Origin of the sequence: Flagellimonas marina (genome assembly GCF_042651185.1) — a bacterium.
Taxonomy (GTDB): Bacteria; Bacteroidota; Bacteroidia; order Flavobacteriales; family Flavobacteriaceae; genus Flagellimonas; species Flagellimonas marina.
In genome coordinates, this window is sequence record NZ_JBHSCL010000004.1 from 1,322,294 (window position 1) to 1,336,026 (window position 13,733).

At 41.3% G+C, this 13,733-nt stretch carries 7 protein-coding genes; 4 read left to right on the top strand and 3 right to left on the bottom strand.

Annotated features, from left to right (window positions below):
* Nucleotides 1-84: 84 nt before the first annotated feature.
* The 4 genes from ACFOWS_RS09570 (at nt 85) to ACFOWS_RS09585 (ending at nt 8,514) form a co-directional block, all read left to right on the top strand.
* Nucleotides 85-4,260 carry a gliding motility-associated C-terminal domain-containing protein gene (locus tag ACFOWS_RS09570; RefSeq protein WP_379763907.1) on the top strand — a complete coding sequence of 1,392 codons (4,176 nt, stop codon included), beginning with the start codon at nt 85-87 and terminating at the stop codon, nt 4,258-4,260.
* 41 nt (nt 4,261-4,301) lie between these two features.
* A complete protein-coding gene (locus ACFOWS_RS09575) occupies nt 4,302-5,267 on the top strand; it encodes a PorP/SprF family type IX secretion system membrane protein (RefSeq protein ID WP_379763909.1) in 966 nt (321 codons plus the stop codon).
* A 12-nt stretch (nt 5,268-5,279) separates the two neighbouring features.
* On the top strand, nt 5,280-7,223 hold the full coding sequence (locus ACFOWS_RS09580; RefSeq protein WP_379763911.1) for an OmpA family protein: 1,944 nt from the start codon (nt 5,280-5,282) through the stop codon (nt 7,221-7,223).
* Nucleotides 7,224-7,341: 118 nt separating this feature from the next.
* Entirely contained in the window at nt 7,342-8,514 is a 1,173-nt protein-coding gene (locus ACFOWS_RS09585) for a hypothetical protein (RefSeq protein WP_379763913.1), read from the top strand.
* Nucleotides 8,515-8,565: 51 nt separating this feature from the next.
* Here ACFOWS_RS09585 and ACFOWS_RS09590 read toward each other — a convergent pair whose 3' ends face one another.
* Genes ACFOWS_RS09590 through ACFOWS_RS09600 form a run of 3 tightly spaced genes read right to left on the bottom strand, consistent with a single transcriptional unit; the run spans nt 8,566 to nt 13,726 of the window.
* Nucleotides 8,566-10,026, bottom strand: a complete 1,461-nt coding sequence (locus ACFOWS_RS09590; protein WP_379763915.1) for a lipopolysaccharide biosynthesis protein — start codon at nt 10,024-10,026, stop codon at nt 8,566-8,568.
* Nucleotides 10,026-11,294 (bottom strand): glycosyl transferase family 1, encoded by a 1,269-nt coding sequence (locus tag ACFOWS_RS09595; protein ID WP_379763917.1) that lies wholly within the window; start codon nt 11,292-11,294, stop codon nt 10,026-10,028. The genes ACFOWS_RS09590 and ACFOWS_RS09595 overlap by 1 nt, the downstream gene beginning before the upstream one ends.
* Nucleotides 11,294-13,726 (bottom strand): YfhO family protein, encoded by a 2,433-nt coding sequence (locus ACFOWS_RS09600; protein ID WP_379763919.1) that lies wholly within the window; start codon nt 13,724-13,726, stop codon nt 11,294-11,296. The genes ACFOWS_RS09595 and ACFOWS_RS09600 overlap by 1 nt, the downstream gene beginning before the upstream one ends.
* Nucleotides 13,727-13,733: the final 7 nt, after the last annotated feature.

The following is a 13,733-nucleotide window of genomic DNA, read 5'->3' on the forward strand; positions in this document are numbered from 1 at the left end:
TTTGCAATTTTTCAATTTCCGGGGCAAAATCATGGGTTTTAACCTATATATGATAACAACTTTTACAGAACCAAATCCCCTGCTATGCTCCTTGACTTACTACCCATAAAAAAACACAAAAGTGTTGCTATAGCTCTCTGTATCGGGGCACTTAGCTTTTTTGTACACCAACTATTCACCAATCATCGAGCCCAAGGTGAAAAAGTATCTATTGAAGAAAAGGATTTGTACCATGCCCATAACCTTGATTTAGCGGACTCTAAAATTTGGGATGATCTATATGTTCCCCGTATCTCTATCGTAAAATCTGCACCTGTATTTAATGGATCTGATTGTGGAGGCATTCCATTTACCTATACCATTAGGAATACGAGCACCAATGGAGAATCTTTTATCAACGTGGTTATTACTGATACCGATTTGGGCGGAATCATAGCCGGACCAAATTCAGGGGACTATACAGGGGATGTTGGCTTACTTGGTCCCGATGGGATTCTAGCTCCCGGAGAAACTTGGACGTTCAATTTCAACTATCCCATAACCCAAAATGACCTTGAGAATGGCTCTTTTGGTGAAGTACCAGCCAATGTCAATGCAGATGTACAAGGTCAAGGTATCTCAGTAGGTGATGTTTCCCATCCTTCAGACCCCAATGCTGATGGCCCCACCATTGTAGACCTTACTGCATGTAGAAATCCATCAATTGGGTTGGTCAAAGGCTGGGACTATGTGGACTTAGATGGAAACAATCCGCCTTGTGTTGAAAATTTTCTCTACACCTTTACTGTGAGAAACCTTGGCAATCTGGATTTGCATAACATTGTTTTGGAAGATGACTTATTGGGAGGGACAATTCCTGGGCCAACACCTGCTTCTGACCCCGAAAATGATGGGATATTAGCTCCAGGGGAGCAATGGCAATACCAAGCGCTGTTTTCTGCCGACCTTAATCAATCTGGGACCATTGTAAACCAAGCTACCATTTATGGAGAAACTACAGGTTTAGGGATTCAGGTTTCCGATGTCTCCGATAATAATGGTCGCACAGGTGTTGATAACGAAGGTACCTACGGAAGTGGGCCTGGAAGGGATGACCCAACAACTGCACCTTATGATGAGGTCTGCACAGGAGCGTTTGCACGAATAGGACTAATAAAAACTGCCAGTCCGTTGGACAATAATAATGATGGATGCCCGGAAACTATATTGTATACGTTCACTGTGCGAAATGTTGGGGATGTTGGCGTAGAAGAAGTAGAGTTGACAGATGACCTTTTGGGTGGTGTAGCCCCAACATTGATAAACAATGGTAATGGTGACGACATTCTTGCCGTTAGCGAGGAATGGACGTATGAGGCACAATATGCCGTAACACCAACAAACATCATAAATGGTTCGGTCAGCAATGATGCCATTGTAACGGCCAAAATTGTTGGGTTAGATATATATCTATTTGATCACTCCGATGACAACAGTTTTGATGAGAACGATAACACTGTTGAACAAACCAATGGATACTGCGCACCTCCCGGTATTGGGCTTATAAAAAACACAGGACCAAATTCAGGCGATTTTTTGGTAGATCTGGACAGTGATGGTTGCCCAGAAACCTTACACTATGGATTTACAGTAACGAACACGGGCGGTATGGACCTAAGAAACGTTGTCTTGGATGACCCCTTATTGGGTGGCCCCATCAACGGTCCTATCCCGAGCGGCAACAATGATGATATATTATCAGTTGGGGAAACTTGGACGTATGAAGCTTTTTATCCCTTGACCCAACCAGATTTAGATGCTGGCCAAGTTAACAATCAGGCTACAGTTACGGCCAATGAGACTATTACAGACTCACAAGTCTCCGATGTTTCTGACCACAGTAATTTTATTGAAGATCGGGAAACTGTCGCCTCAACCATCGGGGCTTGTTTACCACAAGCAGGAATAGGATTGATAAAATCCGCATCCGGCGCCCTATTGGATTTGGATAGCGACGCTTGTCCAGAAACCATAAGATATACCTTTACATTGGCCAACACTGGTAGTATTATTCTGGACAATGTAGTTTTAAACGACCCCAATCTAGGTGGAGAAGTTGTTGGGCCCATGCAGGGAACCGATGCTGGCGATGATGGTATACTTTCCATCAACGAAACATGGACCTATGAGGGGTTTTACCCCATCTCACAACTAGATATTGATGCTGGTCAGGTTACGAATCAAGCAACGGTTACGGCCCAAGAGCAAATTTCCAATACTCAGGTATCCGATCTTTCTGATAACGATAGTTTCAATGAAGATGAGGAAACTATCACATCGACCGCCGGGGCCTGTCCTAGCCAAGCAAATATAGGTTTGCTAAAAACATCAGGACCTTCTTTACTCGATGTAAACGGTGATAACTGCCCTGAAACTATTGCCTACAGTTTTGTGGTAAACAATATTGGAGCAATTGATTTGGAACAGATCGTGCTCAACGACCCCAACTTAGGAGGAGAAGTTTCTGGACCCATTCAAGGAAGTGATGTTGGTGAAGATGGTATTTTGTCGGCTGGAGAAGTATGGACCTATGAAGCTTTCTATCCAATTTCCCAACCAGATTTAGATGCTGGGCAAGTGGTCAATCAGGCTGAGGTTACAGCTGTTGAATTTGGAACTAGCAATCAAATCTCAGACTTGTCCGACGACGACAGTTTCGCAGAAAATGACAAGACCATAACTTCAACCGTTGGTGCTTGTGTAAGTGAAGCCAATATCGGGCTCATTAAAACTACTAATGGAGGGCTGTTGGATCTCGATGGAGATAATTGCCCAGAAACTATTGGTTATGAATTCACCGTTTCCAATACAGGTGTTAGCGATTTGGAACAGGTGACCCTAAACGACCCTATTCTTGGTGGTCAAATTAATGGCCCTGTTGCTGGAAGCGATACCAATACGGATGGTATACTTTCCACAGGCGAAACTTGGACCTATGAGGCATTCTATCCCATTTCCCAATCAGATATAGATGCTGGGCAAGTAATAAATCAGGCTCAAGTTACCGCTATGGAGGTAGGAACCAACAATCAGGTCTCTGACTTATCGGACGATGACAGCTTCGCAGAAAATAATCAGACCATAACATCAACGGTTGGTGCATGTGTGAGTCAAGCTAGGATTGGACTTATTAAAGCTACTGGTGGGTCCCTGTTGGATTTAAACGGGGATGGCTGCCCAGAGACCATTCAATATACCTTCACTTTGACCAATACAGGATCAATAGCTCTGGAACAAGTGGTTTTAAGTGATAGTATGGTACAAGGTAGCATAACCGGACCACTACCTGGAAATGATATTAACAACGATGCCATTTTATCCCCCAATGAGACGTGGATATTCCAAGCCCAATACCCTATTAATCAAATGGATATTGATTTGGGAATGGTTGCCAACCAAGCTCAGGTAACAGCCGTTGAGATGGTTTCAGATACTGTGGTCTCTGACTTTTCAGATGATAACAGTTTCAATGAGGATGACAGTACCATAACTTCGGTAGCTGAGGCGTGTATTGCCATGTCTGGCATAGCATTGGAGAAGTCCTCCCAATTAGTTGATCTTGACGGCGATGCATGCGCCGAAACCATACAATACAACTTTAGGGTTCAAAATACCGGTACCATTAATCTATATCAGGTCGCTATCATTGATAATGCATTGGATAGCACTACCATAACAGGCCCGCTTCAAGGGAACGACTTAAACAATGATGGTGTTCTTTCCATAAATGAAATTTGGAACTTTCAGGCGCAATATACCATAACCCAGACCGATATTGATTCAGGTTTCGTCGTCAATCAAGCGCAAGTAGAGGCTTTGGAACAAATTTCCAACAATGCAGTATCAGCGACTTCAAATGAGGTAAATACACCTATTGAAGATGGTTGTATCGACCCAACAAATCCTGTAGACCCCAATTTTGAAATCTTCAATGCTTTGACTCCCAACGGAGACGGTAAGAACGACTTTTTCCAAATTGATGGCATAGAAAACTATCCCAATAATGTACTGCGAATTTTCAATAGATGGGGCGTACTGGTCTATGAAGCTGAAAGTTATGGCTCTGGAAGCACACGTTTTAATGGTCAATCCCAAGGGCAGGGAACCATTGCCAAAGAGCGGGCCCTCCCAAGCGGCACCTACTTCTACACATTAACCTTTAGCGGTACCAATCCGGGACAGCAAAACTATTCAGGATACTTATACATAAGCCAAGAATGAGTAGAGACACATTTACTGGGAACCGCAGCAAATCGTATAAAATGACTTTGACCTTAAATTTTAAAGCAATAAAGTGGACATGTCTAATTCTTACAATACTGTCTACAGCAGTTGTTCAGGCCCAACAGGACCCGCAATACACGCAATATATGTACAACACCCAAGTTGTTAATCCAGCTTATGCCGGCTCACGGGAAGTACTAAGTTTTGGAGTACTTGGAAGAACACAGTGGGTGGGTCTGGACGGTTCACCCCAAACAGGAACCTTTACTGTAAATTTTCCTACGGGAATCTACAGGAATATGGGCTTGGGCCTTTCCATTGTACATGACCAAATTGGCCCAGCGGTAGAATCCAATGCGGTAGTGGACTATTCCTATTCCATTAATATGGCACCCTATACTATTAGCAAGTTATCTTTTGGATTAAAAGCTGGAGTGGATATGCTGGATGTTGATTATACCCGACTCAACCCAGAAGATGAAACCGATGCACTACTTCAAAACAATGTAGATCAAAGAATCAATCTGCAAGTCGGTGCAGGGATTTATTATAGGACTGAAAAATTTTATGCTGGGGTTTCCGTACCCAACTTTTTAAACTCAAAACACTTTGATGAAAGTTCGCTTGAAAACGAAAATATAGAGGGCATTGCGGTAGAAAGGCTGCACTACTTTTATATTATGGGATACGTTTTTGACCTATCCCCAAACCTAAAGTTTAAACCCGCCACATTGGCCAAGTTTGTAAGTGGAGCTCCATTGCAATGGGATGCTTCCGCCAATTTCCTGATTTATCAGAAATTGGCATTGGGTGCTTCATACCGATGGAACGCATCGATAAGTGCATTGGCAGGATTTCAAGTTTCTCGATCTTTTTTTATTGGAGTGGCTTATGATTATCAATCCACGGCAATCGAGGATTATAGCAATGGTTCCTATGAGGTCTTTATCCGGTTTGATGTATTTAACAGATTGGACAGGGTTCTAACTCCAAGGTTCTTTTAAAATTGAATGATAATGTCGACAAAATTTTCAATAGTATTTATATTTCTAGGACTTTTCGCTGTGGTATTACATGGGCAAAAAAGCGACATAAAAAAGGCAGATGAGGTCTTTGAAGCCTATGCCTATATTGACGCGAGGCAGATTTACTTAAAAGTTGTTGAGAACGGATATGAATCTGCCCAGATATACAAGAAGTTGGGCGACACCTATTACTTTAATAGTGAATATGCCGATGCAGCCAAATGGTACAAAAAGTTGGTTGACAACTATGCGGCCCAGTTAGAACCTGAATATTACTACAGGGCGGCACAGACTTTTAAAAGTATAGGCGAATATCATCTTTCAAAAAAAATGATGGGCATATTCGCTTCAAAGTCGTCGACTACAAGTTTGGCCCAGAATTTCATGGATAGCTACCCTGCGCTAGACAGTCTTGTGGACAATGAATCCAAAAGAATAGAGGTGGTCAATATCACCCCGGGAATGTCTGGCTCTGATTTTGGCCCTTCATTCTATCAAGATAAGTTGGTATACGCATCATCATCCAAAAACACTGAAGGCCGTAAAATTCATACCTGGACTGGATTAAAATATTTAGACTTATATGAGGCTGAATTGGACTCAGCTTTCAATATAAAAAACCCTGTGCCACTCAAAGGTAAAATAAACACCCCATACCACGAGTCCACCGCAGCCTTTACCAAAGATGGCAATACAGTATACTTTACAAGAAACAATTACATCAATGGCAAGCGAAAAATAAATGAGCAGAGAGAAATCACCCTTAAAATATATAAAGCTGAGAAAAATAAGAAAGGGGCTTGGTCAAATATACAGGAACTGCCTTTTAACAATGATGCCTACTCGGTTGCTCATCCTAGTCTCAGTCCAGATGAAAAACGATTGTATTTTTCTTCCAACATGGAGGGAACCCTAGGGGAATCCGATATTTGGTATGTTGAAATTGACTCTAACGGTTCCTTTGGAAAACCAATAAACCTTGGCCAAGAAATCAATACTGAGGCACGGGAAACCTTTCCATTCGTAAGTAAGAACAATAACCTTTACTTTGCCAGTGATGGACATTTGGGACTGGGCGGTCTAGACATGTTTGTGGTCTCTTTGGATAAAAATGGAGCCTATCAAAAAGTAACGAATTTAAAAAAGCCCATTAATTCCAGTAAGGATGACTTTGGACTTATCATAGATGAAGAAAAACAAATAGGTTTTCTCTCTTCCAACCGAAATGGTAATGAAGGTAGCGCTTCCGATGATATATACAGATTTAAAAAATCGTGTAGCGTAGAAGCGATTCAGGGAGTCATTTCCGATGCAAAAACCAACAACCCATTGCAAGGGGCACAGGTCTCTTTGTTGGATGAAGATAATACCATAGTGGCTCAGACCACTTCAGATGTTGCTGGGGTTTATGAATTTGATAATATTACCGACTGCTATAAACGCTATGGAATCCGCGGAGAATTATCTGATAAGGACTACGAGCCCACAGAAAAATCCATACTAATTGCTGGGGATAATGCCAATATGAAAGTGGACTTGCAACTCTACCCACCAGATTGTGCGCCAAATGACTTGGGGTGTAAATTAAATCTTCAACCTATTTATTTTGATTATGGCAGGCACAAAATAAGGCAAGATGCCGAAGTGGAACTTGCTAAAATTTTACAGGCCATGAAAGCGTATCCAGAACTTTCCATCCACATTGAATCCCATACCGATTCCAGGTCAAGTGCCACATTTAATCTAAGACTTTCTGAACGAAGGGCACAAGCCACTTTGGAGTGGCTGGTCAACAAGGGAATTTCCCGAAATAGACTTTCGGCCAAAGGATATGGAGAAAGTAAATTACTGAATCATTGCTCTAATGGTATTGACTGTTCAGAAGAAGAACATCAACTTAATAGAAGGTCGGTATTTATGATCGTACAGAAATAAAACATGTTTAATTTATTGGTTATTAAGCATTTACGTGGTTATATGAATTTTTGGCACGCTGATTGCTACTTGTTAGGTGGATGTAAATAAGTACATCTAGAACCTTAAACCTAGTAGTATGAAAAAGTTAGTACTCTTTATAGCAGCGGTCGCTTTCGGTACCATAGGTGCCCAAGCCGCCAAATTGGATGATAATGTGGCCATGACCACGAGATATGGAAACTCATTTATCTTCGTTGAAGATGGTGTAACTTTTTCAGTATACCCAGATGGAGAGTTTGATTTCTATATGGACAATAGGGTAAACGTTGGCGTTGGTGCCCAAATAGGAAACGTGGGTATCACCTTTAACTCAGGGTATAACTACAACCCTTTTGTACAATATGATGACTACGGAGCTGTAATTCAAGTTGAAAACACCCCTATCTTTTATGATTATTATGGTCGTGTATCACAGATTGGAAACGTAAATATCTGGTACAACAATGGTAGGGTCCGTAGAATTGGTGGATTGCATGTTTACTATAACGGTGGTGCGTTTAGTCACTATACTGGATTTATCAACATCTATAACAGACACTACGTATACCGCCCTTTTCACAGGTATTTTATTAGACCTGCAGTTGGATTCTGTAACGTATATGCAAGACCATACAGAAGGTACTATAGCCCTGTGAGATATACTTATTATGCTCCTTATCGATATAACCAAAGAAGGGCATATGCCAGAATTGGTAAAGTGTATAGAAATGACAATAGGTATAGAAGGGAAAATATCTATAGAAACGACAATAGGGTAAGTGTCCGTGATAATCGTAGCATTAGACGTTCAAACCAAGATTATGGTCGAAGTAATAGAACTGTTGCTAGAAACAATGATAGAAAAGGTAGCCCTAATGTGTATCGTTCCAATAGTAGTGTAAAAAGACAAGCTACGCCACAAAGGAGTGTTAGACAGAGTAATACCTATAGAAAATCAGAAGGTGCATCGAGAGGTAATAGAACTGTGACCCAAAAAAGGGTAACACGCACACCGGATAGAAAAACGGTTACCAAAAGAGAAGTTACCTCCTCACCTAATCGTAAAACGGTGTCGCGCACTACGACCACCTACAAAAGACCTGATAACAAAAGTAATTCAAGTAGGTCTGTTGTTAGAAAAAGTAATGCGCCAAAAAGAACCACTGTAAACCGCAGTAGTTCCAGAAAAACCGTAGAACGAAGTACAAGAACTTCTTCAAGCAGAGGAAACAGCAACGCTAGATATAGCAGAAGTTCAAGAAAGAATTAAACGATAGTTTTTAGGTTGGTTAGTTGTTTACCCCGTAGTTGGATTTATCCACTACGGGGTTTTCTTTTTCAACCATTTAGATAATATTCCAGAAACATCCTCGGAAATGTCAAATCTATACAAAATGCCAAGGTACATCACTACAATCAAGGCTGATTTCAATAGAATGTTCAAAATAGGGTGAAATGGGAATTGAAGCATATCAAACAAAACAGCAAGCAAAACCAAAACCGCCAAAACCTTAAAGGTTGCTTTGGTAAAAGGCTGGATTCCAAATTTTTGTCGTACAAAAACAATTTTGGTCAGGTTAAATATGAAAATAGAAATGAAACTCGCCAATGCAGCCCCCTCTAAACCAAGAACGGGAATCAGTAAATAATTCAATACTATGGTCAATGCAGCCAAGCAAACCCCAAACATTAGTACTGTTTTGTAGTATTTTGAATTGAACAGGATGGAGTTATTGTTTCCCAAAAGCGAATCGAACACTTTGGCTAATCCTACTAAAAAGACAATGGTATAGCCACTTCGGTAGGCTTCGGGCAACAAGCGATACAGGTCATTCAAATTCAATATGATAAGCACAAACAAAATCCCCGAAGCAATAAAAAGTGTCAAGGAGGTTTTTTGATATAAATCCTTCAAACCTGAATGGTTCCCTGAATTCAATTGCTCTGCAGTCAATGGATAGGTGATTTGATGCATGGCCCTTGATGGTACAATAATCACAGTTGCAATATATACCGCGACCCCATAATATGCCACGTTTTCTATATCGACAAACTGATTGAGCATCACCTTGTCTATCTCCAAGAGTATCAGCGCAGCCGAACCGCCCAAAATAATCAAAAAGGAATACGCCAAGATTTCTTTGGAATTGGAGGGAAACTTAAAATTCAACTTTGGAAAGCGCAACGAGTATGCATAAATTTTAATAATCACAGTTCGCAACAGATACAAACCAACCAAAAGCTTAAAGAACAAGTCCAAGGAAACAATATCAAAATAGAATAGGATGAGCAAGAGGGTTACACCTATCCGGCCAAAGACCTCCTTCATAAAATTACCGAACACGGATTTTAAATGTACTTTGCACCAAGCAAAAAACACCTCAAAATAAGCCATGGCCAGACCCACAAAAAAAACGTACCATAGATAGTTTTTTACGATGGGATTGACCTGGGATACTAAATTTCCCAAGGGTTCGTAAAAAAAGACCCCAATCAAGGCCACCGGAACAATTCCTAGAAGCGGCACTACGAGCATAAAACTCAAGAAAGAATCTTTATCCTCCTCTCCGTAATTGCTGTAAAATTTTACCAAGGTATTATGAACACCAAAAGCCATCAACGGCATTAAAATGGCGCCTGATGCCAAAATAAAGGTGACCAATCCGTAATATTCATCCTCCAAAATCGTGGTGTATAGAAACAGGGTGTTCACTGCACCAAACAAAAAACCTAGATAGGTGACCACAACATTTTGTATGGATTGTTTTAAAACGACTCCCATTAGATGAATTTAGCCAAGCTTTCGGTCAATGCTTTTCGGTGAAATTGCCCCACTCCTACCGAATTGCAGCGAAGTTCTCCGTTCTCATAGCTTTTGAACCAATCCAAAAGTACATTTTTTAAGCACTTTGAATCATTTTGTGTGAATACATTGCCCGATTGGGTTTGGATTACCAGTTTTCCAGCTTCCCAGCCTTCTGGGCCTATGGCCAAGATAGGTCGCTTGGCATTCAAATACTCAAATAGTTTTCCAGGGATGATACCCTTGGTTTCTTCGGAATCTATTTCCAGCAACAACAATACCTGTGATTTTTGCTGTACCTCCAAGACATCGTCATGGGACAAATACCCAAGGGACTTTACATAAGATTCCAACCCATATTCGGTAATGGATTGCAACACTTCTTCCCCCACTACCCCGGCTAATTGAATTTGAACTGCATTTTTAAACGCTTTATTCTCTTGAACCAATTCTTGAATGACTTTCCAGAGTGCAATGGGATTTCGACCTGTCAACAGAGAACCCATATGCGAAATCGTAAAGCCTGAATCCAAAGACACTGGTTTTAACTTATCATCGTAACCATTGGTAATTACTTTAATAGGTTTATCTGTGATGGTCTCAAACTCCTGTTTGGTCAGATTACTGGTCACTAAAATTTTATCTGCCGTATTCAAAACTTTGGCTTCCAACTGCTTGTGTTTTCTTTGGGATGACTTGGAAAGTCGCAGTTTTTTGTGATAGCCTATGGAGGTCCATGGATCCCTAAAATCAGTAATCCATTGTATGGAACAGTTCTCTTTCAACCCCAAACCTATCAAATGCAGGCTATGGGGTGGCCCAGTAGTGATAACGGTTTTGATATTCTCATCAGAAATTACCTTGGTCAAATAGCTTATTGATGGTTTTACCCAACTTTTTCGCGCATCTGGAATGAAAAAATTACCCCGAATCCAAAGCAATACCTTTTCCAAAAATGAAGGGTTCTTTTCCTGGATTATCCCAGAACTTATGGTTTTGGTTTTCTTTTTTGATAATAAACTTGCCCATCCATAAGGTTCTTGGATAGGTTGCTTTAAAATCTGAATGTCCTCTGGAATTTCGTTGATAAGATTTTCATCCACAATGGGGTAGCTCGGATTCTCAGGTATGTATACTATGGGCTGAAACCCAAACTCCGGCAAATACTTGGTGAATTTTAGCCATCGCTGTACCCCTGGTCCCCCAGCTGGAGGCCAATAGTATGTTATGACCAAGACTTTTTGCATCAGGATTCTTTGGATTTTTTCGGAACAAAGGAATATCCTACGCCACCCACTATAATCAAGCCCAACAAAATACAGGCTGCCAAAGTAATTTTACTTCCTGTTTCAACCACTTGAGGCTCAAACTTGAACTCGATAACGTGCTGGCCAGATGGAACTTTTATGCCTCGCAATGCATAATCCACCTTGTAATGTTGCTCTGGCGTACCATCAATATATGCATTCCAACCAGAAGGATAGTACATTTCAGAAAAGACCGCGAAGCCTTCATTGCCATTGCTTGATTCATATTTTAAGTAATTTGGGCGATAGTCTACCAAATTAATCTGAGCCAAGGAATCCGTTTGGTAACGAAGTTTGGTCAAACGAGGGTACATTTTTGTATTAACAACTGCTTGGGACTTCGAATTAAAATCTTTCAAGGCCTCAATTTCTTCATTAGCGGACGATACTGGCAGCAGCTGCTCCACAAACCAAGCATTTCCGTTGGCATCATCATTTACAGCAGGCACACTGTTCCCCTCCTCATCTTGTTGAAGCACATATTTTACATTCAACATATTCAATACCTGCAAATTGTTTTGATATAGATGATACTCAAACAAGTTTTGAATGCTTCTAGGTTTAGCGGCGTGATACCCCCCAATGGAGTTGTGGAAGTAGGAAGTCCTTGCCCCGTTCAATCCCTCTTGTGGGTCAAAAACCCGGTATATGGAATTGTCCTCTTGCAGGGCTTGGTCTAATTGACTTGCTTGAAAAGGTTCATTGATTTGACGTTGACGTACAAAATCGTCTTCATTCACATAGCGTAGTGCCACACCCACCAAATCAAATAACACCAACCCACCCAAGATGAGCACCATGGCATTCTTTCCTACCCTTTCCTTTACAAAAAACCATAGTGCCACTGCAGCCAAGGTCACATATATCAACGAGCGGATAGTATCACTTACATACACAGCCTCACGATCTCGTTGGATCATGGTCATGAGTTCATCGCCAAAGTAGCCACGGTACATCTCATCCCGCATGCCATCAAAATCAAAGAAAGCTTTTAGAATGAAAATAAAAGCAGCCAATCCCGCAGAAATAAAGAATGAGAGTTTAAGTGCTTTCAGCTTCTCTTTTGAATCCACAGATTTTTTGAATAGTTGTCGTAATCCCAAGATGCCCAACACTGGAAGACAAAGTTCCAATACCACCTGAATGGAAGACACGGCCCTAAATTTGTTGTAAAGAGGGAAATAGTCGATCATAAAGTTGGTCAGTACAGGGAAATTCTTTCCCCATGAAAGCAATAGCGACAATACGGCACCGCTCAAGAGCCACCATTTGTGTTTTCCTTTTACCAGAAACAAGCCTAGCACAAACAGAAAAAATACGATGGCTCCCACATACGCAGGACCCGCAACTATAGGTTGTTCTCCCCAGTACAAGGGCAAGCCGTTGGAAAGTTCCATGGCCTTGGATGGAGAAAGCCCTTGCCCCACCAAATACTCATAGGCTTTGGAGTTTTTACCCAAATCTTCATTTCCTGAACCGCCAAAAAGCCGTGGTACAAATAAGTTCAACGATTCTGCAATCCCATAACTGTATTGGGTGATATATTCCGTGTCCAATCCATTGGATATTTCCTTTGGCGTACCATCTGGGTTGATGGTCAATTCTGATTTTCCCCGGGTGCTCCAATCCGCATACTCCTTGGTGGCCATCAATCCAGTAGCGTTGGCTGCAATGGAAAGGGCAACTGCTCCGATTAAGATTCCTACTGAAAGGAAAAAGTGTTTTAGTTTTTTGTTTTTGATGGCATAGATCAACTGTACCAATCCCAGAATCAACACCAATAGCATAAAATAATAGGTCATCTGGTAGTGATTGGCGCTAATTTCCAGGGCCATGGCCAAAGCCGTTAAAATAAACCCGAGTAAATATTTCTTTCGAAAAACGAGCACTATACCTCCCAAAACCATGGGAATATATCCCAGAGCATGGGCTTTTGCGTTGTGCCCTACCCCCAGAATAATGATGAGATAGGTGGAAAAGCCAAAGGCCAACGCACCCAATGCCGCCAGCCGAAAATCGACCTTTAGGCAAAGTAAGAGAATGTAAAATCCAATAAAATAAAGAAAAAGATAGTCGGCAGGTCTCGGTAAAAACCGGATTAAACGGTCCAGTTTTTTGATATAGTCATTCGGGTAGTTCGCCCCTAATTGATAGGTCGGCATCCCGCCAAAAGCGCTATTGGTCCAGTACGATTCTTCACCAGTAAGCTCCTTAAAATCATCCCGCTCCTTAGCCATTCCCTTGTATTGAACAATGTCTGATTGATAAATGGCCTTACCCTGCAAAACGGGGTAAAAATAGGTCAAAGCTGCTATGAGAAATAAACCAATGACGCAAAAATGGGTAATAAGGGCTTTTGGAGAAAGCTTCATGGATAGG

Coding starts and splice junctions, on each gene's coding strand:
- ACFOWS_RS09570 (WP_379763907.1), top strand. CDS start 85: ATGCTCCTTGACTTACTACCCATAAAAAAACACAAAAGTGTTGCTATA.
- ACFOWS_RS09575 (WP_379763909.1), top strand. CDS start 4,302: ATGACTTTGACCTTAAATTTTAAAGCAATAAAGTGGACATGTCTAATT.
- ACFOWS_RS09580 (WP_379763911.1), top strand. CDS start 5,280: ATGTCGACAAAATTTTCAATAGTATTTATATTTCTAGGACTTTTCGCT.
- ACFOWS_RS09585 (WP_379763913.1), top strand. CDS start 7,342: ATGAAAAAGTTAGTACTCTTTATAGCAGCGGTCGCTTTCGGTACCATA.
- ACFOWS_RS09590 (WP_379763915.1), bottom strand. CDS start 10,026: ATGGGAGTCGTTTTAAAACAATCCATACAAAATGTTGTGGTCACCTAT.
- ACFOWS_RS09595 (WP_379763917.1), bottom strand. CDS start 11,294: ATGCAAAAAGTCTTGGTCATAACATACTATTGGCCTCCAGCTGGGGGA.
- ACFOWS_RS09600 (WP_379763919.1), bottom strand. CDS start 13,726: ATGAAGCTTTCTCCAAAAGCCCTTATTACCCATTTTTGCGTCATTGGT.